At 70.3% G+C, this 24,834-nt stretch carries 21 protein-coding genes and 1 tRNA gene; 4 read left to right on the top strand and 18 right to left on the bottom strand.

Annotated elements, in window-relative coordinates; translation table 11 throughout:
* Positions 1-63: 63 nt before the first annotated feature.
* A complete protein-coding gene (locus tag AB0A94_RS07710; RefSeq protein ID WP_361740343.1) occupies positions 64-1,518 on the top strand; it encodes a cellulose binding domain-containing protein in 1,455 nt (484 codons plus the stop codon).
* A gap of 97 nt (positions 1,519-1,615) precedes the next feature.
* On the opposite strand, the gene AB0A94_RS07705 is transcribed toward AB0A94_RS07710, so the two are convergent.
* The 4 genes from AB0A94_RS07705 to AB0A94_RS07690 form a co-directional block, all read right to left on the bottom strand.
* Positions 1,616-3,055, bottom strand: a complete 1,440-nt coding sequence (locus AB0A94_RS07705) for a GH1 family beta-glucosidase (protein WP_361740340.1) — start codon at positions 3,053-3,055, stop codon at positions 1,616-1,618.
* Between the two features lie 114 nt (positions 3,056-3,169).
* On the bottom strand, positions 3,170-4,075 hold the full coding sequence (locus tag AB0A94_RS07700) for a carbohydrate ABC transporter permease (protein ID WP_361740337.1): 906 nt from the start codon (positions 4,073-4,075) through the stop codon (positions 3,170-3,172).
* Between the two features lie 12 nt (positions 4,076-4,087).
* Complete coding sequence (locus AB0A94_RS07695; RefSeq protein ID WP_361740621.1) at positions 4,088-5,101, bottom strand: sugar ABC transporter permease; 1,014 nt, start codon at positions 5,099-5,101, stop codon at positions 4,088-4,090.
* Positions 5,102-5,106: 5 nt separating this feature from the next.
* Positions 5,107-6,465: an extracellular solute-binding protein gene (locus AB0A94_RS07690; protein WP_361740334.1), complete on the bottom strand. Its 1,359-nt coding sequence runs from the start codon at positions 6,463-6,465 to the stop codon at positions 5,107-5,109.
* A 343-nt stretch (positions 6,466-6,808) separates the two neighbouring features.
* Here AB0A94_RS07690 and AB0A94_RS07685 point away from each other — a divergent pair, with 343 nt between their 5' ends.
* Positions 6,809-7,864 carry a LacI family DNA-binding transcriptional regulator gene (locus tag AB0A94_RS07685; RefSeq protein WP_361740331.1) on the top strand — a complete coding sequence of 352 codons (1,056 nt, stop codon included), beginning with the start codon at positions 6,809-6,811 and terminating at the stop codon, positions 7,862-7,864.
* Between the two features lie 4 nt (positions 7,865-7,868).
* Here the strand turns inward: AB0A94_RS07685 and AB0A94_RS07680 are convergent, their stop codons facing one another.
* The 4 genes from AB0A94_RS07680 to AB0A94_RS07665 form a co-directional block, all read right to left on the bottom strand.
* The gene (locus AB0A94_RS07680; protein ID WP_361740328.1) at positions 7,869-8,720 is read right to left on the bottom strand and encodes a hypothetical protein; all 852 of its coding nucleotides are present in this window, start codon (positions 8,718-8,720) and stop codon (positions 7,869-7,871) included.
* A gap of 135 nt (positions 8,721-8,855) precedes the next feature.
* Positions 8,856-8,928, bottom strand: a tRNA-His gene (locus AB0A94_RS07675).
* Positions 8,929-9,046: 118 nt separating this feature from the next.
* Positions 9,047-9,649 (bottom strand): oligoribonuclease, encoded by a 603-nt coding sequence (gene orn, locus AB0A94_RS07670; RefSeq protein ID WP_361740325.1) that lies wholly within the window; start codon positions 9,647-9,649, stop codon positions 9,047-9,049.
* A gap of 165 nt (positions 9,650-9,814) precedes the next feature.
* A complete protein-coding gene (locus AB0A94_RS07665; protein WP_361740322.1) occupies positions 9,815-11,041 on the bottom strand; it encodes a helix-turn-helix domain-containing protein in 1,227 nt (408 codons plus the stop codon).
* A gap of 812 nt (positions 11,042-11,853) precedes the next feature.
* Between AB0A94_RS07665 and AB0A94_RS07660 the strand changes: the two genes are divergently transcribed.
* Positions 11,854-12,381, top strand: a complete 528-nt coding sequence (locus AB0A94_RS07660; RefSeq protein ID WP_217127648.1) for a universal stress protein — start codon at positions 11,854-11,856, stop codon at positions 12,379-12,381.
* 224 nt (positions 12,382-12,605) lie between these two features.
* Here AB0A94_RS07660 and glmS read toward each other — a convergent pair whose 3' ends face one another.
* The 9 genes from glmS to AB0A94_RS07615 all read right to left on the bottom strand — a co-directional run bounded on the left by glmS (position 12,606) and on the right by AB0A94_RS07615 (position 23,106).
* Entirely contained in the window at positions 12,606-14,423 is a 1,818-nt protein-coding gene (glmS, locus tag AB0A94_RS07655) for a glutamine--fructose-6-phosphate transaminase (isomerizing) (protein ID WP_361740319.1), read from the bottom strand.
* A gap of 12 nt (positions 14,424-14,435) precedes the next feature.
* A complete protein-coding gene (locus AB0A94_RS07650; protein ID WP_030869322.1) occupies positions 14,436-14,693 on the bottom strand; it encodes a hypothetical protein in 258 nt (85 codons plus the stop codon).
* A 226-nt stretch (positions 14,694-14,919) separates the two neighbouring features.
* Positions 14,920-15,798, bottom strand: coding sequence for a DUF4429 domain-containing protein (locus AB0A94_RS07645; RefSeq protein ID WP_361740316.1), 879 nt, complete (start codon positions 15,796-15,798; stop codon positions 14,920-14,922).
* 143 nt (positions 15,799-15,941) lie between these two features.
* Positions 15,942-17,714, bottom strand: coding sequence for an IucA/IucC family siderophore biosynthesis protein (locus tag AB0A94_RS07640; RefSeq protein ID WP_361740313.1), 1,773 nt, complete (start codon positions 17,712-17,714; stop codon positions 15,942-15,944).
* Positions 17,711-18,277 carry a GNAT family N-acetyltransferase gene (locus AB0A94_RS07635; protein ID WP_361740311.1) on the bottom strand — a complete coding sequence of 189 codons (567 nt, stop codon included), beginning with the start codon at positions 18,275-18,277 and terminating at the stop codon, positions 17,711-17,713. The genes AB0A94_RS07640 and AB0A94_RS07635 overlap by 4 nt, the downstream gene beginning before the upstream one ends.
* Positions 18,274-19,566, bottom strand: a complete 1,293-nt coding sequence (locus AB0A94_RS07630; RefSeq protein ID WP_361740308.1) for a lysine N(6)-hydroxylase/L-ornithine N(5)-oxygenase family protein — start codon at positions 19,564-19,566, stop codon at positions 18,274-18,276. The genes AB0A94_RS07635 and AB0A94_RS07630 overlap by 4 nt, the downstream gene beginning before the upstream one ends.
* Positions 19,550-20,992, bottom strand: a complete 1,443-nt coding sequence (gene desA, locus AB0A94_RS07625; protein WP_361740305.1) for a lysine decarboxylase DesA — start codon at positions 20,990-20,992, stop codon at positions 19,550-19,552. The genes AB0A94_RS07630 and desA overlap by 17 nt, the downstream gene beginning before the upstream one ends.
* A gap of 156 nt (positions 20,993-21,148) precedes the next feature.
* The gene (locus tag AB0A94_RS07620; protein ID WP_361740302.1) at positions 21,149-22,018 is read right to left on the bottom strand and encodes a siderophore-interacting protein; all 870 of its coding nucleotides are present in this window, start codon (positions 22,016-22,018) and stop codon (positions 21,149-21,151) included.
* A gap of 38 nt (positions 22,019-22,056) precedes the next feature.
* Positions 22,057-23,106: an ABC transporter substrate-binding protein gene (locus AB0A94_RS07615; protein WP_361740299.1), complete on the bottom strand. Its 1,050-nt coding sequence runs from the start codon at positions 23,104-23,106 to the stop codon at positions 22,057-22,059.
* Between the two features lie 194 nt (positions 23,107-23,300).
* Here AB0A94_RS07615 and AB0A94_RS07610 point away from each other — a divergent pair, with 194 nt between their 5' ends.
* On the top strand, positions 23,301-23,609 hold the full coding sequence (locus AB0A94_RS07610) for a hypothetical protein (RefSeq protein WP_361740296.1): 309 nt from the start codon (positions 23,301-23,303) through the stop codon (positions 23,607-23,609).
* A 59-nt stretch (positions 23,610-23,668) separates the two neighbouring features.
* Here the strand turns inward: AB0A94_RS07610 and AB0A94_RS07605 are convergent, their stop codons facing one another.
* Positions 23,669-24,829, bottom strand: coding sequence for an acyl-CoA dehydrogenase family protein (locus AB0A94_RS07605; protein ID WP_361740293.1), 1,161 nt, complete (start codon positions 24,827-24,829; stop codon positions 23,669-23,671).
* Positions 24,830-24,834 lie beyond the last annotated feature (5 nt).

Below are 24,834 nucleotides of genomic sequence, written 5' to 3'. Positions count from 1 at the left end.
TGTCCGAATCCGGCTCGCTAGCGTGCTGCCGCACCCCCGAACGGCAACGAAGGCAGGCACGCGATGAGCACGCACCGGCGCAGGATCAGCGGCAGGAACAAGGCGATCGGCGCGGTGACCGCCGCGGCCGTCGCCGGCGGCGGCGCGTTCCTGGTCACCGGCACCGCCCAGGCGGCCGGCGTGGGCGCGGCGTACACCAGGACCAGCGAGTGGTCGACCGGGTACACCGCCCAGTACGTGGTGACCAACGACAGCGGCGAGCGGAACCAGGACTGGAAGCTGGAGTTCGACCTGCCCGCCGGCACCGAACTCGGCTCGCTGTGGAACGCCGAGTCGAGTGTGAGCGGTCGGCACGTCACCGTGCGCCCGGCCGCGTGGGACACCGACGGCCTGGCCGCCGGCGAGTCCGTCACCGTCGGCTTCGTCGCCAAGGGCACCGGCGACCCGGCCGGCTGTCTGGTCGACGGCGCGAAGTGCTCGGCGGACAGCGGCCCGGCGCCGGAGCCCAGCGGCCGTCCCACCGACGCCCCCACCCCCACCACCCGGCCGACCCCCACCGAGGAGCCGACCCGGCCCGCGGAGCCGACCGCCGAACCCACCGAGTCCACCGGCGGCGGCACCCCCGCCGGCGCCGGCTTCGCCCCGTACGTCGACACCTCCCTCTTCCCCGCCTTCGACCTGGTCGCGAGCGCCGAGGCGACCGGCGTGAAGAACTACAACCTCGCCTTCATCACCGACGGCGGCGGCTGCACCCCCAAGTGGGGCGGCGTCAGCGGCCTCGGCGACAACGCCGTGGCCGGGCAGATCGGCGCGCTGCGCGCCGAGGGCGGCGACGTCCGGGTCTCCTTCGGCGGCGCGGCCGGCTCCGAACTGGGCACCACCTGCGCCTCGGCGGACGCGCTGGCGGCGGCGTACGAGAAGGTCGTGGACGCCTACGGCCTCACCAAGGTCGACTTCGACGTCGAGGGCGGCGCCCTGCCCGACAAGGCGGCCAACACCCGCCGCGCCCAGGCGATCGCCGAGCTCCAGAAGGCCCACCCGGACCTGGACGTCTCCTTCACCCTCCCGGTGATGCCGGAGGGCCTCACCCAGGACGGCGTCGACCTCCTCGCCGACGCGAAGAAGAACGGGGTACGGATCGACGCCGTCAACATCATGGCGATGGACTACGGCCCCGCCTACAGCGGCGACATGGGCACCTACGCCGAGCAGGCCGCCACCGCCACCCAGGCGCAGATCAAGGGCGTCCTCGGGCTGAGCGACGCCGACGCGTGGAAGACGGTCGCCGTCACCCCGATGATCGGCGTCAACGACGTCGTCACCGAGGTCTTCGAGGTCGACGACGCCACCCAGCTGGTGGACTTCGCGAAGTCCAAGGGCCTCGGCTGGCTGTCCATGTGGTCCGGCACCCGTGACCAGCAGTGCGCCGGCGGCACCAAGCCGGCCGCCGACCCCACCTGCAGCTCGATCCTCCAGGACGAGTTCGCCTTCACGAAGGCGTTCGCCGCCTACGAGTAACCCGCTCGAAGCGGAAAAACGGGGCGCGGCACTCCCCTAGGGTGCCGCGCCCCGCCCCCCGTTCTCCGCTCCCCCGTCTCCCGGAACCGGAGTTCGGTCAGATGCCCTCCGGCTCCGGAAGCGTTCCGGCCTTCGCGGCCCGCGCGTACCACAGGGCGCTGGACTTCGGGGTCCGCTGCTGGGTCGCGTAGTCGACGTACACCGCGCCGAAGCGCTTGTCGTAGCCGTACGCCCACTCGAAGTTGTCCATCAGGGACCACAGGAAGTAGCCGCGCACGTCCGCGCCGTCGGCCATGGCCCGGCGCACCGCCGAGAGGTGGCCGTGCAGGTAGGCGACGCGCTCCGGGTCGTGCACCTTGCCGTCGGCGTCCGGCTTGTCGTCGAAGGCCGCGCCGTTCTCGGTGATGTAGATCGGCAGACCGGGCGCCTCACGGTGGTAGCGCATGATCAGCTCGTGCAGGCCGGTCGGGTCGACGGACCAGCCCATCTCGGTCTGCTCGCCCGGCGACTGGTGGAAGGCGACGTCGTCCGCGGCGGGCCACGGCGAGTGCTCGCTCGCCCCGTGACCGTCGGCCCGCGGGCCCTTGTCGTCCGGGTCGGCCGCCGACACCAGGGTGGGCGTGTAGTAGTTGAGGCCGAGCGCGTCCAGCGGCTGGTGGATCAGGTCCAGGTCGCCGTCCTGGATGCACGACCAGTCGGTGAGCGACGAGGTCGCCTCCAGCAGCGTCTCCGGGTAGGCGCCGTGCAGGATCGGGCCGTGGAAGATGCCGCCGGACAGGTCGTCGATCTTGCGCGCCGCCGCCACGTCCGCCGGGTCGCCCGGCGAGAGCGGCCGGACCACCGAGGTGTTGAGGCTGAGCGCGACGGAGTTGCGGGCCGGCATCACCGAACGCAGCGCCTTGGCGCCCAGGCCGTGCGCCAGGTTGAGGTGGTGGGCGGCCCGCAGCGAGGCCGCCGGGTCGGTGCGGCCGGGGGCGTGCACGCCGGAGGCGTAGCCCAGGAAGGCGCTGCACCACGGCTCGTTGAGCGTGATCCAGTTCTCCACCCGGTCGCCGAGCGCCTCGCCCATGATCTGGGCGTACTCCGCGAAGCGGTAGGCGGTGTCGCGCTCCGGCCAGCCGCCCGCGTCCTCCAGCTCCTGCGGCAGGTCCCAGTGGTAGAGGGTGACGGCCGGCTTGATGTCCTTCGCCAGCAGCTCGTCGACGAGACGCCGGTAGAAGTCCAGACCGCGCTGCACGGCCGGGCCGCGGCCGGTGGGCTGCACCCGCGACCAGGAGACGGAGAAGCGGTAGGCGTTCAGGTTCAGGTCCGCCATCATCGCCACGTCGTCGCGGTAGCGGTGGTAGTGGTCGTTGGCGACGTCACCGGTCTCGCCGCCGGCCGTCTTGCCCGGCGTGTGGCTGAAGGTGTCCCAGATGGAAGGCGTACGCCCGTCCTCCCGCACCGCCCCCTCGATCTGGTACGCGGAGGTCGCGGCGCCCCAGAGGAAGGCGGGGGGAAAGGTCACCGGGGTCGCCGGCGTTGCGGAGTCAGACATGGAAGCGCTCCCATAGGAGGTCGTGGAAGACCGACGAGTACGGAAAGAGGGGGGAGGGGAGGGGCCGAGGCGGCGGTGACCCGGCCCCCCAGGGGTACGGAGGCGAAGCGGACGTCAGCCCTTGACGGCGCCCTGCATGATGCCGCCCACGATCTGCTTGCCGAAGATCGTGAAGACCAGCAGCAGGGGCAGCGTACCCAGCAGCGCACCCGCCATGATCAGGGACTGGTCCGGGGTGTACCCGCGACCGAGGCCCGCGACCGCCACCTGCACGGTCGGGCTGCCGGTCTGGGTCAGCACCAGGAACGGCCACAGGAAGTCGTTCCAGGTCTGCACGAACATCAGCATGCCCAGCACGGCCATCGCCGGCCGCGCGGCCGGGAACACCACGTGCCAGATCACGCGCCAGCTGCTCGCGCCGTCCACCCGGGCGGCCTCGATGACCTCGTCCGGCAGCGCCTGCAGCAGGTACTGCCGCATGAAGAACACGCCGAACGCGCTCACCAGCGACGGGAAGATGACCGCTTGGAGCTGGTCGGACCAGTCGAGCTTGGCGACCATCATGTACAGCGGGATGATGCTGAGCTGCGGTGGCACCATCATCGTGCCGATCACGATCAGCATCAGCGCGTTGCGGCCCTTGAAGCGCAGCTTGGCGAAGGCGAACCCGGCGATCGTCGACAGCACGACGATGGTCACCGCCGAGATGCCCGCCACGATCGTGGTGTTGAGGAAGGCCTCACCGAGGTTGGCGTCCTTCCAGGCGATCTCCAGGTTCTTGAACAGGTTGGAACCGAACCAGAGCGGCGGCGGGTTCTGCGCCAGCCGCTGGTTGTCCCGGGAGGCGGCGATCGCGGTCCACACCAGCGGGAACAGCGACACGATCGTGAACACGATCAGGATCGCGTACGCGATCGGACCGCCGTGCAGTGTCCCGCCGGCCCGCGCCGACTTCGGCAGACGCGGGCGCTTGGGCTCCTTGGCAATCGTGGTCTCGGGGGGCGTCACAGTCGTCGTCACGGCCACAACTCCTTAACTGCTGGCGCGCAGCCGGCGCGAGATGAGCTGGTTGATGATGCCGATGACGATCAGGATCGCGAACATCGTCCAGGCGATCGCCGAGGCGCGGCCCAGGTGCTGGTTCACCCAGCCCTGCTCGTACAGGTACAGGCCGAGCGTCTGGAACTGGTGCTCCGCGCCGCCGGACGCGCCCTTGTTGGCGTCGAACAGCAGCGGCTCGCCGAAGACCTGGCTGGCACCGATGGTGGAGACCACCACCGTGAACAGGATCGTCGGACGCAGCGAGGGCAGCGTCACGTGGATGAACTGCTTCCAGCGGCTGGCGCCGTCCAGCGCCGCCGACTCGTACAGGTCCTGCGGGATCGCCTGCATCGCGGCCAGGTAGATCAGCGCGTTGTAGCCGGTCCAGCGCCAGATGATGATCGCCGAGACGGCGAACTGCGAGGGCCACTTGTCGCCCTGCCAGTCGATCGGGTCGATCCCGACGAAGTCGAGCGCCCAGTTGATCATGCCGTAGTCGTAACCGAAGAGCAGCACGAACACCAGGGAGGCGGAGGCGATCGAGGTGGCGTACGGCGCGAGCATCGCGACCCGGTAGAAGGTCGAGGCCCGCAGCTTGTAGTTGAGGATGTGGGCGATGCCCATCGCGATCAGCAGCTGCGGAACGGTCGCGATGATGCCGATGGTCAGGGTGTTCTGCGCCGCGTTCCAGAAGAACTCGTCGTCGAAGATCCGGGTGTAGTTCTTCAGCCCGACCCAGCTCATGTCGGTCGGGGCGGTCAGCTCCACCTGGTGCAGCGAGGCCCAGCCGGTGTAGATCAGCGGGAACAGGCCGAAGGCGAGGAACAGCAGGAAGAACGGAGAGACGAACGCGTACGGGCTCCAGCGCATGTCGCGCTGCCAGCGCCGGGACAGTTTGGCCCGGCGTCGCTGTTCCTTGTCCGCGGGCGCGGAGCTCCCAGGCGGACGGCCCGGGGCCGCGCCCCCCTTGACGGGGGGCGCGGCGGTGTCGTGGCGGGTGGCCATGCGGGTCACTTGTCCAGGCTGTTGTCGATGGTCTTGGTGGCCGTCTCCCATGCCTCGGCGGGGGACTTGCCCTTGGTCACCAGGATGACGCCGTTGTCCGTCAGACCCTGCTGGATGATCTGGTCCTTCGGGCCGATGACCTGGTCCGGGATCTGCTTGGCGGCCTCGGAGAAGATCTTGCCGATCGGGGAGTCACCGGTCATCTCGTTCTTCGCGCCGGTCACCTCGGGGCTGTCGTACGCGCCCGGGGTGCTCGGGAAGCTGCCCTGCACCTTGAACAGCTTCGTCTGCTGCTCGGGCGCGGTCAGCCAGGCCACCAGCTTCTGCGCCTCCTCGACGTTCTTGCCGCTCTTCGGCACGCCGAGGAAGGAGCCGCCCCAGTTGCCGGACTTGGGCGCCACGGCCACGTCCCACTTGCCGGCGGCGTCCGGCTGCGACTTGCCCTTGATGGTGCCGAGCATCCACGGCGGGCAGGCGACGGTGGCGAACTTGCTGTTGGCGATGGTCGTGTCCCAGGCCGGCTGGAACTGCGTCTGCGACTGGACCAGGCCCTTCTCGGCGGCCTCGGCGGTCAGGTCGAAGGCGTCCTTGACGGCCGGGTTGGTCTTGTAGATGACCTCGCCGGAGGCGTCGTAGAACTTCTCCTTCTCACTGCTGAGGACGGCGTTGAGCAGGCCACCGGGGGAGTCCATGAAGAAGGTGTCCTTGCCGGCCTTCTTCTTGTACTTCTCACCGGTCTCGATGAACTTGTTCCAGTCACCGGCCCACAGCTTGCCGACCTCCTCGCGGTCGGTCGGCAGGCCGGCCTTCTCGAAAAGGTCCTTGCGGTAACAGATCGCCATCGGGCCGATGTCGGTGCCCAGAGCGACGGTCTGGCCGTCCTTGGTGGTGGCCTGCTGCCACTTCCAGCTGAGCCAGTTGTTCTTGTCCACGCCCTCGGCCTTGGACATGTCCGTGAACTTGTCCGCCTGGGTGCCGACGATCTCGGCGATGTTGGCGATCTCGATGGCCTGGATGTCCATCAGACCGCTGTTGGTGGTGAGGTGGTTGAGCAGCGGCGGGTAGTAGTTCTCGTTCCGCTCGATGACGTTCTGCTCGATCTTGATGTCCGGGTTCAGCTTCTCGTACTCGGCGTAGAGACCGGCTTCCTTGAAGCCCATGGTGCCGAACAGACCCAGTGTGATCTTGGTCTTGCCCTCGCTGTCGGACGAGGATCCGTCGCCGTCGCTACCGCCGTCGTCGGCACAGCCGGCCAGCAGCCCGGTGCCCAGCGACACCACGGCCGCGATGGCCAGCGCCTTACGGGCGATGGGCTTCCCCCCGCCCGACCGCTGACGGGAGAGGGGGAGGGTACGTGCTCGCATTGCGTCCTCCTGTTGCCCTGACGTGCCGACCCCCCGGCCAACGGCATTGTTGGGCCCGTATCTTGCTCGCTGCGGCTCGGGCGGGGAACGTGCGGGTTGTGTATGTGTCAGGTACTGTGGGAGCGCTCCCACAAGTGATGTGTTGAAGAGTCGCGGGTCGGAGCGGGGGTGTCAAGGGAACAGACGCGGCAAAGTGCCTTCAGTTATCTGCCTGTTAACTTGGCGCCGGACGCCCGCCCTCGGAAGCCCGGAGTCCGCCGGAGGCACTCCCGGCGGTGGCCACCGTCACCGACGGGGCTGTTACATTCCAGGCCAGCGTGACATACGACGGAAGGTGGGGCCGATGGCAAGCCACGGAGCGCGGGGCCGGAGCGGCGGCCGGCCCACCCTCGAAGAGGTGGCCGCGCGCGCCGGTGTCGGCCGCGGCACGGTCTCCCGGGTGATCAACGGTTCGCCCCGGGTGAGCGACGCCACACGCGCCGCCGTGGAAGCCGCGGTCGCCGAGCTCGGTTACGTCCCGAACACGGCCGCCCGCGCCCTGGCCGCCAACCGCACGGACGCCATCGCCCTCGTCGTGCCCGAGCCGGAGACCCGGTTCTTCGCCGAACCGTACTTCTCCGACATGCTCCGGGGCGTCGGCGCGGCGCTCTCCGACACCCAGATGCAGCTGCTGCTGATCTTCGCGGGCAGTGACCGGGAACGGCAGCGGCTCGCCGAGTACCTCGCCGCCCACCGGGTGGACGGGGTGCTGCTGGTCTCGGTGCACGCCGACGACCCGCTGCCCGACATGCTGTCCCGGCTGGAGATCCCGGCCGTGATCAGCGGCCCCCGCTCGGCCGCCGAGACGCTCGCCTCCGTGGACTCGGACAACTACGGCGGCGCCCGCCAGGCCGTCGAACACCTCATCGGCGGGGGCCGGCGCGCCATAGCCCACATCACCGGCCGCCTCGACGTGTACGGCGCCCAGCGGCGCGTCGACGGCTACCGCGACGCCCTGCGCGACGCGGGCCACGAGGTGGACGAGCTGCTGATCGAGCCGGGCGACTTCTCCGAGGACGGCGGCCGGCACGCGATGGCGGCCCTGCTGGAGCGCCGCCCCGACCTGGACGCCGTCTTCGCAGCCTCGGACGTCACCGCGGCCGGCGCCCGGCACGCCCTGCGCGACGCGGGCCGCCGCATCCCCGACGACGTGGCCCTGGTCGGCTACGACGACTCCGCCATCGCCCGCCACATGGACCCGCCGCTGACCAGTGTGCGCCAGCCGATCGAGGAGATGGGCCGCGCGATGATCGACCTCCTCCTCGCGGAGGTCGCCGACCGCCGCCCGGCGGCGTCCCGGGAACTGGGGCGGCGCCAGATGGTCCTGGCCACGGAACTGGTGGCCCGCGCCTCGTCGTGACGCCTCAGTGCTCCGTGCCGGGGTCCGGGTTCTTTCGGACCGCGCCGGCGTGGAGCGTGGGGGCGGCGACGCGGAGTGCTGCCTCGCGCTCCCACCCTCGGGGGTCGGTGGCACGCTCGTAGTCCCTGCGCAGGCCGGCCGGGATCAGGCCCAGGCGCCGGTCCGGCAGCGGTCGGCCGTTGGCCCCGGCCCACGCGCTGATCTCCTCGAAGTCGTCCGCCGGCGAACCCATGACCGCGTACACGGGAAGGCGGTCGGTGAGCACGGTGCGGGGCAGGGAGAGGCCGAGGCGTTCCTCGAAGACGGCCAGGCTGCGACGGTCACGTTCGTGATAGTCGTGGATCTCGTAGTCGTCGTACTCCTCTTCGGGAACGGGGTCCGTCACACCGTCGGGGAGCAGGAGTCCCGCGGCCACCAGGTCGGGCAGGAGCAGATCGGGTTCCTCGCCCCAGCGGACGCCCTCCTCGCCCAGTCCGTGTCCGCAGACCGTGCGGCCGTCGCGCGCGTATCGGACGGTGGTGGGCGGGTGTTCCGAGTTGTGGTGGTAGTGGACGGCTTCCACGCCGTCGCGCGAGACCTCCTCCCGCCGTTCGAGGTAGCGGCCGTAGAGGACGGCGAACGCCCAGCCGGCGTGCTCACCGACGCGGACCGCGGCGCTGCCCGACCCGATGCGGGGGTAGCCGTCGACCTCGAGGTCCTCCATCTCGGCGTCGGTCATCGGCCCGGCGGCCGCTCCGCGCCGCGCCCCCATGCGCACCGCCAGCTCCTCGGCGTCGATGCCGCGGGCGAAGTGCACGTCGAACATGTACCCGGAACTCGTCGTCCGGCCGACCATCCACTGCACACCGTCGCTCACGTGCCCTCCCCTTGTGCCGGCGAACAGGCCCTACGCCTGTTCGCCGACGACCGTAGGTCGGCCCACTGACATCCCGGTGGCGGAAACGAGTACAGCCGGTGACCTCAGTACGAGGTCACCGGCTGTACCGATGAGGGTGAGTGACGGGACTCGAACCCGCGGCATCCTGGACCACAACCAGGTGCTCTACCAGCTGAGCTACACCCACCATGGCCTTGTCGGTTGAGGTCAGTGACTTCCCCGACCGGCCGAGAAAAAGTGTACAGGGTCCGAAGGGGTGCTCGCGCACGCTTTCCGCGGAGGCCCCCGACGACCCCCCGATCCGCCTACTGAGCAGGCAGGACGTGCTTCGCGGCGATCTTCTTCGCGGTGTCCGAGTCGGGCCCCGGCTGCGGTACGAAGACGGCCTCGCGGTAGTAGCGCAGCTCCGCGATGGACTCGCGGATGTCGGCGAGGGCGCGGTGGTTGCCGTTCTTCTCGGGGCTGTTGAAGTACGCCCTCGGGTACCAGCGGCGGGCCAGCTCCTTGATGCTGGACACGTCCACGATGCGGTAGTGGAGGTAGTCCTCCAGGGTCGGCATGTCCCGCAGCAGGAAACCGCGGTCGGTGCCGACGGAGTTGCCGCACAGGGGGGCCTTGCCGGGCTCCTTGACGTGTTCCCTCACGTAGTCGAGGACCTGCCGCTCGGCCTCCTCGAGCGTCGTGCCGCCCGCCAGCTCGGCGAGCAGCCCGGACGCGGTGTGCATCTCCCGCACCACCTCCGGCATCGTCTCCAGGGCCCGCTCCGGCGGGCGGATAACGATGTCCACGCCCTCGCCGAGCACGTTCAGCTCGGAGTCGGTGACGAGGGCGGCCACTTCGATGAGCGCGTCGTCCGACAGCGAGAGGCCGGTCATCTCGCAGTCGATCCACACCATGCGATCGTTCATGTGTCTAACCTTACGGGGCCCCGCGCCGTGCGGGACCGGGTGGTGAAGCGCGGGTTTCCGCGACGTGCCTGTGCCGGTGCGGGCGTCACGGGGCCGGACGTGCGGACGGACACGACGAACGGGCCGGAGGCCGATGCCTCCGGCCCGTCGGCCGTCGCCGTCACCTCACGGCGCGCTGCGCTGGCCCGGGAGGGCCGAGGCCGTCACGGACGGGCCCAGGGCGCCCGCCGCCGCCGTGCGGCGGGACTGGTGCGGCAGTGGGCTGTCCGGGTGCAGGGCGGGCGGCACCTGGACCCCCGCGTGGCCCGGCTGGCCCGGTGGGAGGGCTCCCACGGTGCTCGGGGCGCCCTCGGCGTCCTGGTTCCGGTCGGCCTGTGGGCGCCGCGCGCGGTACGCGGCCCGGTAGGCGGCCGGGGACGAACCCAGCTGGCGCCGGAAGTGGCCGCGCAGCGCCACCGGTGAGCGGAAGCCGCAGCGGCCGGCGACCTCGTCCACCGAGTAGTCCGACGTCTCCAGCAGGCGCTGCGCCTGGAGCACCCGCTGCGTGATCAGCCACTGCAGCGGCGCGCTGCCGGTCAGCGAGCGGAAGCGGCGGTCGAACGTACGACGGCTCATGTACGCGCGTGCCGCCAGCGTCTCCACGTCGAACTGTTCGTGGAGGTGCTCCAGCGCCCAGGCGACGACCTCGGCGAGCGGGTCGGCGCCGATCTCCTCGGGTAAAGACCTGTCCAGGTAGCGCTCCTGGCCTCCGCTGCGGCGCGGCGGCACCACCAGGCGGCGGGCCAGCGCGCCGGCCGCCTCGTTGCCGTGATCGGTGCGCACGATGTGCAGGCACAGATCGATTCCGGCCGCGGTGCCCGCGGACGTCAGCACGTCGCCGTCGTCCACGAAGAGCTCCCGTGGATCGACGTGCACCGACGGATAGCGTTTCGCCAGCGTCGGTGCGTACATCCAGTGTGTGGTCGCGGGACGGCCGTCCAGCAGTCCCGCCGCCGCGAGGACGAAGGCGCCGGTGCACAGCCCGACGATGCGGGCGCCCTCCTCGTGGGCCCGGCGCAGTGCGTCCAGGGCCTCCTCCGGCGGTGGCGAGGTGATCGAACGCCAGGCCGGCACCACGACGGTGCCCGCCCGGGATATCGCCTCCAGGCCATGTGGCGCGGTGAGTTCCAGGCCCCCTGTGGTCCGCAGCGGGCCTTCCTCGCCTCCGCATACGAGCAAGCGGTAGCGCGGTACGCCGGCGTCCTGGCGGTCAACCCCGAACACCGACAGCGGTATGGAACTCTCGAAGATGGGGCCGCCGCTGAACAGCAGCACCGCGACGATCTCCTTGCGGCGGCGCCCGGAGAGTTTCCGGGCCGCGTTTTCCGGCGCGGCAGTGGAGTCGTGGCTCATACTGCTAAGCCCCCCTCGGTGGTCGCGGCTCCTCGGTTGTGTCGCTCCTGCACGTTTCCCCTCGGTCCTGCACGAGTCCCCCGCCGTAAGACATCAAGATCGAATCTACTGCGTCCCGTCGCGCGCCGGTGGCCGGTTCGCCACCCAGCACATTGTCGACTTGGCAACTTGGCGTGAAGCATTCGATCACGAAGCGTTGCACTCGTGGGCCGTGTGGGGAAGTGCGCCTTGTCGCGGTGGCCAATCCACGTAGGGCGCACAGGGTGCGTTGGACCCTTTCAGCCCAGGTCGAACGGGGGGTGGGGGGTGGGTGCGGCGGGGGAAGCACACAGGCCAGAAGTTGGCTGAAAAGATACGGGCGGGGGCGCGGAAACCGGTCAGTTGACCGGTGTACCCCCGCCAGTGTGCCGCCGATCCCGTCGGCGCCCGGCTCCGGCCCGCCTGCTCCGACCCGCCCGTGCCGACCCCGCAAGGGTTCCCGCCCTCCCGGACGGTAGCCGGCACGAAGGGCTCTGTGACGCGGATCACGCGGCTCGGCGGCGACCGGGCCGCCGGTCGCCGCGGACCCGCGACGGACCTCCCGCAGGGGCGAGTGAACTCCGCGCAAACCACCTGTACGGGGCAGCAACCATTGCGTGACGGGCGGACCCTCGTGCATGCTCCGGTGAACCCGCCTGCCGGTATGTGCGGGATCTGGGCTTAGGAGGCGTGCCGCCGTACCCTGGAGGGTATGGGGTTGGGAAGATAATTCCCGGACACAGCTCCGCCGCACACTGTCGTCCCCCACAAAGGATCACCACCCCGAGACAGCCATGGCCGGTCACGAATTCTTCGAACCCGCGGACCGCAAGCGGCCGGTCGCCGATCCCACGGCGGCCGAACCCCTGGCGGCGGAGGAGTCGCGCCACCCCTGCGACCCCGCGTTCCGGCACGGTGTCGTCGTCGGCTTCGACGGCTCCACCTCCAGTGAACGGGCCCTCGCGTACGCCATCGGCATGGCGCGGCGCTTCGGTTCGGGCCTGATCATCGTTCACGTCGCCAACCGGCTGCCCACGACGGTGTGGGCGGGGTGCGAGCCCCCGGTCTTCGTGGACGTCCCGGACCACCGCACGGAGGTGCTCGGGCTCGAGCTCGCCTGTGCGGACTACCTGGCCGAGGTGCCGTGGATCCTCGTCGAGCGTGGTGGGGACATCTGCCATGAACTCGAAGAGGTGGGGCGGGAGTACGCCGCCGATGCGATCGTCGTGGGTTCCACCCACGGGCTCGTGGGGCGGATCTTCGGGTCCGTCGCCGGGAGGTTGGCGAAGCGGGCGCAGCGGCCGGTCGTGGTTATTCCGTAAGTCGTTCACGGGCCCCGTGTGTGGGGTGGCAACACACGGGGCCCGTCCTGTGATGCGGCATGTGCGGGCGCGTGGGGGCTTGTCGCGCAGTTCCCCGCGCCCCTGAAAGACGCGCAGTTCGCCGCGCCCCCGGAAGGACGCGCAGTTCGCCGCGCCCCCGGAAGGACGCGCAGTTCGCCGCGCCCCCGGAAGGACGCGCAGTTCGCCGCGTCCCCGAAGGCCCCCTACTCCACCGTTACCGACTTGGCGAGGTTCCTCGGCTTGTCGATGTCCCGGCCCAGGGCCAGGGCCGTGTGGTAGGCGAGGAGTTGGAGGGGGATGCCCATGAGGATGGGGTCGAGTTCGTCCTCGTTCTTGGGGACGAGGATCGTGTGGTCGGCCTTCTCCTGCTCCTGGTGGGCGACGGCCACGATCTGGCCGCTGCGGGCCTTGATCTCCTCCATGGCCGCGCGGTTCTTCTCCAGCAGGTCGTCGTCCGGGACGATCGCGACCGTGGGGAGGGCCGGCTCGATCAGGGCCAGCGGGCCGTGCTTCAGCTCGGAGGCCGGGTACGCCTCGGCGTGGATGTAGGAGACCTCCTTGAGCTTCAGGGAGGCCTCACGGGCCACCGGGTAGCCCCGCACGCGGCCGATGAAGAGCATCGAGCGGGCCTCGGCGTACCGCAGGGCCAGCTTCTTGATCTCCTCCTCCTGCTTCATGATCTCGGCGATCTGGCCCGGGAGCCTGCGCAGGCCCTCGATGATCCGCCTGCCGTCGCGCACCGACAGGTCACGGGTGCGGCCCAGGTGCAGGGCGAGCAGGGCGAAGGCGACCGTGGTGTTGGTGAAGCACTTGGTGGACACCACGCAGACCTCGGGCCCGGCGTGGACGTAGACGCCGCCGTCCGCCTCGCGGGCGATCGCGGAGCCGACGACGTTGACCACGCCCAGCACCCGCGCGCCCTTGCGCTTCAGCTCCTGCACCGCCGCCAGCACGTCGTACGTCTCACCGGACTGGGAGACCGCGATGTACAGGGTGTCGGGGTCCACGACCGCGTTGCGGTAGCGGAACTCGGAGGCCGGCTCGGCGTCGGCGGGGATCCGGGCCAGCTCCTCGATCATCTGCGCGCCGATCATGCCGGCGTGGTACGAGGTGCCGCAGCCGAGGATCTTCACCCGGCGGATCCGGCGCGCCTCGCGGGCGTCCAGGTTGAGGCCGCCCAGGTGCACGGTGGAGAAGCGGTCGTCGATCCGGCCGCGCAGCACGCGGTCCACGGCCTCCGCCTGCTCGTGGATCTCCTTGTGCATGTAGGTGTCGTGGCCGCCCATGTCGTACGAGGCCGCCTCCCACTCCACGGTGGTCGGCTCGGCGGTCGTCCGGGTGCCCTCGGTGGTGTAGGTGCGGAAGTCGTCGGCCTTCAGCGTCGCCATCTCGCCGTCGTCCAGCGTGACGATCTGCCGGGTGTGGGCGACCAGCGCGGCGATGTCGGAGGCGACGAACATCTCCTTCTCGCCGATGCCGAGCACGACCGGCGAGCCGTTGCGGGCCACCACGATGCGGTCCGGGAAGTCGGCGTGCAGCACGGCGATGCCGTAGGTGCCCTCGATGAGGCGCACGGTCTCGCGGACCTTGTCCTCCAGCTTCTCGGCCGTCGAGCGGGCGATCAGGTGGACGAGGACCTCGGTGTCCGTCTCGGAGAGGAACTCGACACCGTCCGCCTCCAGCTTGCGGCGCAGGTCGGAGGCGTTGTCGATGATGCCGTTGTGGACGACGGCGACCTTGCCCTCGGCGTCCAGGTGCGGGTGGGCGTTCACGTCGGAGGGGGCGCCGTGGGTGGCCCAGCGGGTGTGGGCGATGCCGGTGGTGCCCTTGAAGCGCGCCGGAACCTTGGCCTCGAGGTCGCGCACCCGGCCCTTGGCCTTGACCGTCTTCAGGCCGGAGGCCTTCGGGGACGTGACGGCGATGCCCGCCGAGTCGTAGCCGCGGTACTCCAGGCGCTGCAGGCCCTCCAGCAGCAGGGGAGCGACCTCACGCCTGCCGATGTATCCGACGATTCCGCACATATGTGTATGTTCCTAGCCGTAGACGATGCGGCGCAGTTGCCGGAGCGAGAGCTCGGGCGGGGCCACCGCGCGGTATCTGAGGTCCGCCTCGATCCGTTCGAAGATCGTCGCGTTCACCAGGCCCTGGGCCTGGAGCTCGCGGTGGCGGCGACGGACGTACTCCTCGGTCGTCTCGTCGAAGTAGGCGAGCACGTCCTGGATCACGCGCAGCGCCTCGCCCCGGCTGAGGGGCGTGGACCGCGTCAGATGATCAACGAGTTCGTCGTGCACCCGATGATCCTGGGGCACCGGCCGCGGTTTCGCAAGAAACGTGCCCGATTTCGGGCAGGACTCACAGGCGAGACCCAGGCTCGGCTCACCGGCGGGGCTCGGGACCGGCTCACCGGCGGGGCTCGGGGCCGGCCCACAGACAGGCTCGGGGCCGGCCCGCAGACAGGCTCGGGGCCGGCCCGCAGACAGGCTCGGGGCCGGCCCACAGGCGGGCCCGGGGCTCAGCTCACAGGCGCTTGAGGACCGCCTGTTTGGCCAGGGTGAACTCCTCGTCCGTCAGTACCCCGGACCGGTGCAGTTCGCCCAGCTCCCGCAGCCGGCGCAGCAGGGCGTCGTGGCCGTCCTCGGCCGAGGCCGCCCGCGGCGGTGCGGACCCGGGATCCCGCGGGCGCTCGTCGGCGGGTGCGGCCGGGTGCGGCAGGCGGGCTTGGACGGCGGCGGCGACGAGCGCCATCAGCGGGTCCTTCTTGAAGCCCCACAGCTCCACCGAGTTCGGGTCGTACTTGGCGGGCGCCTTGGTGGGGGAGTGCCGCACGAGGAAGCGGATGTGGCCGTTCTCCAGTCCGACCGCCGGCTGCCACTCCACGCCGGTCAGGTCCGCCAGCGCGAGGGTGCGGGTGCCGGCGGCGGCCTTGGCGTCCTCCGTCTTCCAGTTCCACTCCAGCCGGACGCGCTCGCCGTCGAAGCTCACCGTGCCGTCCCCGGCGGAGACGGACAGCGGCACGGACGGGCCGGGCAGCAGGTACTCGGTGACCGGGTCGGCGGGTACCTGGTCCAGCAGCAGGGCGGTGCGGACCTCCTCCGCGAAGTACTCGGCGACGCCGTAGCGGTCGGAGTCGACGATCAGCTGGTAGGGGTCGTGCGGCTCGGTGAGCCGGCCGCCGGCCGTGTGCAGCAGGGGGTCGGCGCCGTCGCGCAGCCGCAGCCTGAGCCGTCCCGACTTCTTGCCCTGCTCGAACGATATCCCCGCCAACGCCCTTAGTGGCAGTGCCAGTTCACCCAGGGTCTTGCGGAGCAGGCCGACGTTCTTGTCCCGGCCGGGGGTCAGTCGCAGGGTGTCCCCGTCGAAGGTCCAGGTACCGTCCTTCTGGATGATTTCCGCCATGGGGGGATTGTTCCACCGGAACTGCCGGAGAGTGGTCCGTACCTCGTTCGGATTCCCTTGTGGAGCACCGGAGTTCACGGGTGCTCGTGCTGATGGGCGCCCCGGAGGACCGTACTCCGGGACGCCCATCGGTAGGGGGGCCGCTACCGCCCCGCGATCGGGTTCCTCAGCGTGCCCACCAGCTGGAGCGCGCCGGACGGGTCCGTGAGGTCCACCATCTGCTTGTTGTTGCGGAGCTGGAGGCGGTTGAGGCAGGACAGGGCGAACTCGGGGGCGAACATGTCGTACCGGGTGAACTTGTCGGCGAGCTCGGGCACCGACGCCTGGTACTCGCGGGTGATCTCCGCGACCGTGCCCCAGAAGCCGTCCTCGTCCAGGACGCCCTCCTCGGCGAGGTTCGCCGCGAGGAAGCGGAAGAAGCAGTCGAAGACGTCCGTGAAGACCGACAGGAGCTTCGTGTCGTCCGGGACCTCCACCCGGATGCGGGAGACCTCCGGCGGCAGCACCGCGTCCGGGTCCATCACCGCGATCTCCTCGGCGATGTCCTTGTAGACCGCCCGCCGCACCACCCCGTCCTCCAGGACGAGGATCACGTTCTCGCCGTGCGGCATGTACACCAGGTCGTAGGCGTAGAAGCTGTGCAGCAGCGGGACGTAGTACGCCCGCAGGTAGTGCCGCAGCCACTCGGCAGGGGCGAGCCCCGAGCGTGCGATCAGCGCGCCCGCGAAGGACTTCCCCTCGTGGTCGACGTGGACCAGCGACGCCATGGTGGCGAGCGACTCCCCGTCCTTCAGGGACGGCACCGGGCTCTCCCGCCACAGCGCGGCCAGCATCTTCCGGTACGGCGAGTAGCGGTCCGTGGCCTGCTCGTACTCCAGGTGCCGGTAGCCCACGGCGGCCCGCTCGCGGATGATGGACAGCCCCGTGGCCCGCAGCACCGGGTCGTTGTCGATCAGCCGGGCCAGCCAGTCGTTGATCGCCGGGGTCGCCTCCATGTAGGCGGCGGACAGCCCGCGCATGAAGCCCATGTTGAGGACGGACAGGGCCGTCTTCACGTAGTGCTTCTCGGGGTGCGAGGTGTTGAAGAAGGTGCGGATGGACTGCTGGGCCAGGTACTCGTCGTCGCCCTCGCCCAGGCAGACCAGGTGTCCGCGCGCCACCTCGGCGGCGAAGGTGACGGACAGCTTGTTCCACCACTGCCAGGGGTGGACGGGGATGAGGAGGTAGTCGTCGGGGTCGAGGGCCCGCTCGCGCAGGACGCCGTGGAAGCCCTCGACGGTCTCCTCGCCCAGCTCCTGCCGGATGAAGGACTCGTACGCGATGCCCACCCCGGCCGTGAACGCGGCCCGCGAGCGGTGCGCGGCCAGCCACACCAGCTTCACCGGGCTGGCGGTCTCCGGCGCGTACGCCAGGTACTCGTGGACGCCGAAGCCGAGCCGCCCGTTGTTGGCGACGAAGCAGGGGTGGCCCTCGGTCATCCCGGTCTCGATGGCCTGGAAGCCGGCGTCGACCAGCTCGGCGACCGGGACCTGCGGCTTGGTGAGCTTGTAGCAGGTGCCGGAGAGGGTGGAGGAGATCTCCTCCAGGTACACCGGCAGGATCTCCTCGCTCAGGCCCAGCGACTTCTGCAGCTCGATGAAGAAGTCCAGGGCCGCGAGCTCGAGTTCCGCGTCGCCGCGCCGGCGGGTGATCGAGTCGGCGTCGATCACCCAGTGGTCCAGGGCGCGGAGCGTGGCCGTGAAGGCGTACCGGGTCAGGCCGTCGTCGCTGCGGACGACGTACCCGCCGTCGCCGGTGGCCTCCGGCGTGATGAGCCGCTCGTGGGCGAACTCGGCGAGCGCCTTGCGGATCAGCAGGCGGTTGGCCCGCGCCCAGCGGTGGGGGGACAGGTGCGCCACGGCGTCGGACAGGGTCATACGGATACTCCTCGGGCGGCCTCGAACTGCGCGCGCGTGCAGAAGCTCAGCAGCGCGCGCTTCTCCGGCTTGTCGATCTCACGCTCGGGCACGAAGCCCACGGCCTCGTTCAGGGCGTGCACCGCCTTGTTGGTCACGTCCGGCTCGACCACCACCCGCCGGGTGCCGGGGTCGGCGAACAGCTCCTCCATCACGGCGGTGATGACGGCCCGGGTGAAGCCGTGCACCGGCCGGTCGGTGGGGGCGACCAGGAAGTGCATGCCGACGTCGCCGGGCTCGGGGTCGTACAGGCCGGTCAGTTCGACGTACCGGGGGTCGTACTTCTCCATCAGGAAGGCCGGTTCGCCGTCGTGCAGGCCCAGGTAGGCGTGGTGGTGCTCGTGGGCGGCGATCCGCATGTACTCGCGCTCGACGTCCTGGAGCTCGGCGTCCTGCATCATCCAGAAGGTCGCCTTGGGGTGGGTCACCCAGCGGTGCAGCAGCTCGGCGTCCTTCAGCGGGTCAAGGGGGCGGACGGTGAACGTACCGATGTTCGTACTGCTCGTACTACTCGTACTGCTCATACGGCGAACTCCTGGAACGCGATCGTCTTCTCGACCGGGTAGTACTCGGTGCCGAGCAGTTCGCGGATGATGGTCGCGTTCCGGTACGGGCCCATGCCCAGGTCGGGGCTGGTGATGCTGTGCGTGTGGACGCCGGCGTTCTGCAGGAAGACGCCGCGGCCGGTGACGTCGATGGCGTAGTTGCGGGCGACGTCGAAACGGCCGTGGCCGTCGAAGCGGATGCGGTCGCGGACCGGGTCGAGGAAGGCCGGCGGCTCGTAGTGGTAGCCGGTGGCCAGGACCAGGCCCTCGGTGCGGATCTCGAAGTCCTTGTCCTGCTCGTCCTGGTGGAAGCCGAGCGTGTAGCCGCCGTCCTCGTACCGGGCGGTGGTGAGCGAGGAGTTGGTGAGCAGCCGGGTGGGGACCGGCCGGTCGCCGCTGACGACGTTCTTCTGGTACAGCAGGTCGAAGATCGCGTCGATCAGCTCCGAGTTGATGCCCTTGAACAGGCCCTTCTGCTGCTTCTCCAGCCGGTAGCGGGTCTCCTCGGGCAGCGCGCGGAAGTAGTCGATGTAGTCCGGGGACGTCATCTCCAGGGTCAGCTTGGTGTACTCCAGCGGGAAGAACCGCGGGGAGCGGGTGACCCAGTTGAGCCGGTAGCCGTGGACGTCGATCTCGGAGAGCAGCTCGTAGTAGATCTCGGCGGCGCTCTGCCCGCTGCCGACGATCGTGATCGACTCCTTGTCCAGCAGCTCCGCCTTGCGGTGCATGTACTGCGCGTTGTGGAAGAGGCCGCCGTCCAGTCCGCGGCACGGCTCGGGCACGAACGGCACGGTCCCGGTGCCGAGCACCAGGCGCCGGGCGCGGTACGTCCCACCGGCCGCCGTCGCCACCGCGTACAGCCCGGCGCCCTCGTCGTACGTCACCCCGGTGACCGTCGTGCCGAAGCGGATGCTGCTCAGCTTGCCGGCGGCCCAGCGGCAGTAGTCGTCGTACTCGACCCGCAGCGGGTAGAAGTTCTCCCGTATGTAGAACGAGTACAGCCGCCCTTTCTCCTTCAGGTAGTTGAGGAAGGAGTACGGGGAGGTCGGGTCGGCCAGGGTGACCAGGTCCGACATGAACGGGGTCTGCAGGTGGGCGCCGTCGAGGAACATCCCGGCGTGCCAGGCGAAGTCGGGCTTGGACTCCAGGAAGACGCCGTTCAGCTCGTCGATGGGCTCGGTGAGGCAGGCGAGGCCGAGGTTGAAGGGGCCCAGGCCGATCCCCACGAAGTCGTAGGTGGTCTCGGGGGCTTCAGGAAGCGCGGTCAAGGGACTCTCCCAGGTACTGCTCGGCGTGGCCGGCGATCAGGTCGAGGACGGCGGCGATGTCGGACACCGTGGTCTCGGGGTTGAGCAGGGTGAACTTCAGGTAGTGGCGTCCGGCCACCTTGGTGCCCGCGACCACCGCGTCACCGGAGGCGAACAGGGCCTTGCGGGCGTAGAGGTTGGCCCGGTCGATCTCGGCGGGGTCGGTGACGGCGGCCGGGACGTAGCGGAAGACCAGGGTGGACAGGCTCGGCTCGACCACGACGTCGAAACGGGGGTCGGCGGCCAGCAGTTTCCAGCCCTCGGCGGCCAGGTCGCACACCTCGTCGAAGAGCTGCCCGATGCCGTCGGCGCCCATCACGCGCAGCGTCATCCACAGCTTGAGCGCGTCGAAGCGGCGGGTGGTCTGCAGGGACTTGTCCACCTGGTTGGGGATACGTTCCTGCACCGCGCGGCGCGGGTTGAGGTACTCGGCGTGGTAGGTGGCGTGCCGCAGCGTGGCCGCGTCGCGCACCAGCACGGCCGACGAACTGACGGGCTGGAAGAAGGACTTGTGGTAGTCGACGGTGACGGAGTCGGCGCGCTCGATGCCGTCGATGCGGCCGCGGTGCTTCAGCGAGGCGAGCAGGCCGCAGCCGTAGGCGGCGTCGACGTGCATCCAGGTACCGTGCCGCGCGCACAGCTCGGCGATCTCCGGCAGCGGGTCGATGGAGCCGAAGTCGGTGGTGCCGGCGGTGGCGACGACGGCCATGGGGACCAGGCCCGCCTCGGCGCAGCGCTCCAGCTCGCGGGCGAGGGCGACGGTCTGCATGCGCTTGTCATGGTCGACGGGGATCACCACCACGGCGTCGGGTCCGAGACCGAGCAGTTTCGCGGACTTCTTCACGCTGAAGTGGCTGACCTCGGAGGCGAAGACGCGCAGTTTCGCCAGGTCGTCGGTCTTGGCCTCCTCGCGGGCCAGCAGCAGCGCCTGGAGGTTGGACTGGGTGCCGCCGGAGGTGAACACGCCGTCGGCGGCCGGGCCGAGGCCGATGCGGCCGGTCGTCCAGTCGATGAGTTTCCGCTCGATGAGGGTGCCGCCGGCCGACTGGTCCCAGGTGTCCAGGGAGGAGTTGACGGCGGAGAGCACGGCCTCGCCGAGCACGGCCGGGATGACGACCGGGCAGTTGAGGTGGGCGAGGTAGCGGGGGTGGTGGAAGTAGACGGCGTCCCGGAGGTAGACGTCCTCCAGTTCGTCCAGCGCGGCGGTGGTGTCGTGCAGCGGCTGGTCGAGGTCGATGCCGTCGATGCGTGGGGAGAGCGCGTCGACGGTGATGCCGGTGAACGGCCGGTCGGTGGTGGCGAGTTTGGCCGCCACCCGCTCGACTCCTTGGGTCACGGAGCGGCGGTAGTGCTCCGCGGTGGTGTCGTTGAGCAGGTGCGAGCGCATGTGGGGGTCCTCCGGTGGGGACGATCCGGTGCGGGGAAAGGCCGGCGGTGTGTTACTTAGGTTAGCCTAACCTAAGTAACACGCCATAAGATCGGTCACGGCCGTGACTGTGATCACTCCCGCATCAGGAGTGATCGGGGCGGAGCGCGTTCGCGGCTACCCCTGTTCGCGCAGCTGTTCCTCCGTCAGCCCGCGGCGCCAGTAGCCCACGAACGTCACCCGCTTGCGGTCGATGCCCCGCTCGCCCACGAAGTGCCGCCGCAGCAGCCTCACATGGCCCGCCTCCCCGGCGATCCAGACGTACGGCCGCTCGGCGGGCCGGAGTTCGGCGGTGCGGATGCCGTCCAGGGCCATGGGGGAGTCCTGGTCGTGCGCGTTCCCGACGAGCCACGTGATCTCGGCGTCGGCGTCGGTCGCCAGGTCCTGGACGTCCCCGGAGTGCGGCACCTCCAGCCACACCCGGGCGCGGGTGCCGGCCGGGAGGGTCTCCAGGACGGCGGCGGTGGCCGGCAGGGCGGTCTCGTCCGCCCAGAGCAGCACCAGGTCGGTGTCCTCCGGCGGGCGGAAGCGGATCGCGCGGTTGTCGGCGACCGCGGGGCCGAGCAGCACCACCCGGTCGCCGACGGCGGCGCGGGCGGCCCAGCGGGAGGCCGGGCCCGCATCGGCGGACGGACCGGCCCCCTCGGCGACGCCGTGCAGCACGAAGTCGATGTCGATCTCGGTGGTGCGCCCCTCGGCGTCGGCGCGCAGCCCCCGGAGCGTGTACGACCGCATCACGGCCCGTACGTCGTCCGGCAGTTCGCGCCAGCCCCGCCACCAGTCCTCACCGAGCCCGACCGGTACGACCGGCTCGTCCTGCCCCGGATGCGGCAGGAACAGCGACAGGGACTGGTCGCGCCCGTCGGAGCGGAACTCCCGCAGGTCGGGGCCTTCGAAGGTGACCCGGACCAGGGACGGGCCGAGCCGCCTCGTCGTCACGACCTGGAGGGCGAAGAAACGGAACGGGGCGGCTACGGCGGTGCTCACGGGTGGCTCCGGGGAGGGAGGGGGTGCGACGGGTGCGGTCAGCCGACCTTCTTGGCCTTCTCGATGGCCTCGGCGAGGTTGTCGAGCAGCGGCGTGCACTTGTCGTAGGACAGGATCGGCTCGGGAGAGCGGGCGATGACCTGGCCGGCCTTGACCGCGGGGAGCTTCTTCCAGGTCGCCTCGGTGATGTCGGCGGGCTGGATGGTCGAGGCGCGGTCGTCCATGATGATGACGTCGGCCGGGTACTTGTCGACGTTCTCCCAGCTCAGCGTCTCGAACCAGCCGCCGGTCGCCTTCTTGGCCTCCTCCGGGGGCTCCACCAGGTTCACGCCGAGGGCCTTGAAGTACTCCAGGTCGACGGAGAAGTTCGAGCCGGAGACGTAGAAGACGTCCTGCGCGGCGGAGCCGGCCAGCACCCTGATCTCCGGGCGGGCCTTCGCGGCCTTGCGCAGCCGCTCGGCGGCGGCCTCGAACTTCTGCTTCGCCTCGACGACCTTCGTCCCCTTCATGTCGGCGCCCAGCGACTCGGCCAGCTCGGCCATGCGCTGCAGCGGCTCCGGCAGCTGACGGTCGTAGACGGAGACGGCCACGCTCGGGGCGAGCTTGGCGATCTTGTCCTTGGAGGCCTCGGGCACGTACCAGAGCGTCCCGGCGTCGTCGAACGTCGTGGAGATGAGCACCTCGGGCTGGAAGGCCGCGTACTGCTCGACGTTGAAGCTGTCGAACTTGTTGCCGAAGATCGTCAGCTTGCTGACGTCCATGTCGCCGGCCTGGACGTCGGCCTTGCCGTCCGTCGTCCTGGTCGGCCCGAAGACGCCCTTCACCTCGACGCCGTAGTCGAACAGCGCGGCGGCCACACCGGTGAACGCGACGATGTTCGTCGGCACCTTGTCGAGCTTCACGGTGGTGCCGCGGTCGTCCTTGAAGGACCACGGGCCGGACTTGGCGGCGCCGGACCCCGTCGCGTCCGAGCCGCCGCTCTTCGCGTCGTCGTCCCCGCAGGCGGTGAGCACGGCGCCGAGTCCGAGGGCGCCACCGGCGGCGAGCAGTCCCCGACGGGAGAAGCGGGCGGTACTGGCGTTCGACATGGGAGGGTCTGCTTTCGTGCGTACGGAGCCGGCCTTGGCTGGAAACAGGCTTAGGTTAGCCTAACCTCATGATCTGTCCAGGGGGTGCCCGGTATGCATCCCCTCGCGGAATGTCGAAACGTGTGCCCTGTACCGTGATTCCAGTCACCCGAGGGGGGTTGGTCATGGATCCGGTTCGACGATGGGGCCCCACCGTGGCCGTCAACCTGACCCTCGGGGTCTTCGCCATCGTGCCGCTGTGGCTGACGGCGTCCTTCGCGATGAGCAGTCTCCCGGCGGCCCTGGGCCTCACCTCCCGCGGGGCCGTGGACGGCGATGTGCTCTCCTGGCTGATGCTCCTGGTCCCGCTGTGGGCGGTCCTCCTCGGCCTGTGGATCCCGGCCAACGTCCTGACCCGGCGCGGCACGGGCACGTCACGGTGCCGCCACTGGGCCGTCGGCTCGGCGCTGCTCCTGACGCCGCTGCCGACGCTGACGGCGCTGCTGGTCCTGGTCGAGGGCTGAGGGAACCCGCGGCGGAACGGCCGGCCCGCGCCCCGGCGGACGCGGGCCGGGTCCGGAGTTCAGCCCGCCAGGCCCAACTCCCGTGCGATCAGCATCCGCTGGACCTCGCTCGTGCCCTCGCCGATCTCCAGGATCTTGGAGTCGCGCCACATGCGGGCCACCGGGTACTCGTTCATGAAGCCGTAGCCGCCGTGAATCTGGGTGGCGTCGCGGGCGTTGTCCACGGCCACCGTGGACGAGTACAGCTTCGCCAGCGCCGCCTCCTTCTTGAACGGCTCGCCCGCCACCAGACGGCTGGCCGCGTCGCGCCAGGCGAGGCGGGCCGTGTGGGCCTTCATCTCCATGTCGGCGATCTTGAACTGGATCGCCTGGTTGGCGCCGATCGGCCTGCCGAACGCGTGCCGCTCCCTGGCGTACTTCACCGACTCGTCCACACAGCCCTGCGCCAGACCCGTGCCCAGCGCCGCGATGGCGATGCGGCCCTCGTCCAGGATGCGCAGGAACTGCGCGTAGCCGCGGCCCTCTTCACCCAGGAGGTTCGCCGCCGGCACGCGCACGTCCTGGAAGGACAGCTCCCGCGTGTCCGAGGCGTTCCAGCCGACCTTCGAGTACGGGGCCGCCACCGTGAAGCCCGGCGTGCCCGACGGGACGATGATCGACGAGATCAGCGGCCCCCCGTCGGGCTTGCGGCCCGTCACCGCCGTGACCGTGACCAGGCCCGTGATGTCCGTGCCCGAGTTGGTGATGAAGCACTTGGTGCCGTTGACGACCCATTCGTTCGTCGACCCGTCCAGCCGGGCCGTCGTACGGGTCGCGCCCGCGTCGCTGCCGCCGTCCGGCTCCGTCAGGCCGAACGCGCCCAGGATCTCGCCCGAGCAGAGGCGGGGCAGCCACGCGCGCTTCTGCTCCTCGGTGCCGAAGAGGTGGATCGGCATCGCGCCCAGGGAGACGCCCGCCTCCAGGGTGATGGCCACCGACGAGTCGACCCGCGCCAGCTCCTCCAGGGCCACGCCGAGGGCGAAGTAGTCGCCGCCCATGCCGCCGTACTCCTCCGGGAACGGCAGCCCGAACAGGCCCATCCGGCCCATCTCCCGCACGATCTCGTACGGGAACTCGTGCCGCTCGTAGAAGTCACCGATCTTCGGCGCCACCACGTCGTGCGCGAACTCCTCCACCGTGCGGCGGAGTTCTTCCAGTTCGGGGGAGAGCTTGTGGTCCATGGTCG

The sequence above is a fragment of the Streptomyces sp. NPDC044984 genome, assembly GCF_040646935.1.
Taxonomy (GTDB): Bacteria; Actinomycetota; Actinomycetes; order Streptomycetales; family Streptomycetaceae; genus Streptomyces.
This window is presented reverse-complemented; position numbering and strand designations above follow the sequence as displayed.

Bases quoted from the DNA above. Each gene is read 5' to 3' on its own strand.
- AB0A94_RS07710 (WP_361740343.1), top strand. From the start codon at position 64: ATGAGCACGCACCGGCGCAGGATCAGCGGCAGGAACAAGGCGATCGGC.
- AB0A94_RS07705 (WP_361740340.1), bottom strand. From the start codon at position 3,055: ATGTCTGACTCCGCAACGCCGGCGACCCCGGTGACCTTTCCCCCCGCC.
- AB0A94_RS07695 (WP_361740621.1), bottom strand. From the start codon at position 5,101: ATGGCCACCCGCCACGACACCGCCGCGCCCCCCGTCAAGGGGGGCGCG.
- AB0A94_RS07690 (WP_361740334.1), bottom strand. From the start codon at position 6,465: ATGCGAGCACGTACCCTCCCCCTCTCCCGTCAGCGGTCGGGCGGGGGG.
- AB0A94_RS07685 (WP_361740331.1), top strand. From the start codon at position 6,809: ATGGCAAGCCACGGAGCGCGGGGCCGGAGCGGCGGCCGGCCCACCCTC.
- orn (WP_361740325.1), bottom strand. From the start codon at position 9,649: ATGAACGATCGCATGGTGTGGATCGACTGCGAGATGACCGGCCTCTCG.
- AB0A94_RS07665 (WP_361740322.1), bottom strand. From the start codon at position 11,041: ATGAGCCACGACTCCACTGCCGCGCCGGAAAACGCGGCCCGGAAACTC.
- AB0A94_RS07660 (WP_217127648.1), top strand. From the start codon at position 11,854: ATGGCCGGTCACGAATTCTTCGAACCCGCGGACCGCAAGCGGCCGGTC.
- glmS (WP_361740319.1), bottom strand. From the start codon at position 14,423: ATGTGCGGAATCGTCGGATACATCGGCAGGCGTGAGGTCGCTCCCCTG.
- AB0A94_RS07645 (WP_361740316.1), bottom strand. From the start codon at position 15,798: ATGGCGGAAATCATCCAGAAGGACGGTACCTGGACCTTCGACGGGGAC.
- AB0A94_RS07640 (WP_361740313.1), bottom strand. From the start codon at position 17,714: ATGACCCTGTCCGACGCCGTGGCGCACCTGTCCCCCCACCGCTGGGCG.
- AB0A94_RS07635 (WP_361740311.1), bottom strand. From the start codon at position 18,277: ATGAGCAGTACGAGTAGTACGAGCAGTACGAACATCGGTACGTTCACC.
- desA (WP_361740305.1), bottom strand. From the start codon at position 20,992: ATGCGCTCGCACCTGCTCAACGACACCACCGCGGAGCACTACCGCCGC.
- AB0A94_RS07615 (WP_361740299.1), bottom strand. From the start codon at position 23,106: ATGTCGAACGCCAGTACCGCCCGCTTCTCCCGTCGGGGACTGCTCGCC.
- AB0A94_RS07605 (WP_361740293.1), bottom strand. From the start codon at position 24,829: ATGGACCACAAGCTCTCCCCCGAACTGGAAGAACTCCGCCGCACGGTG.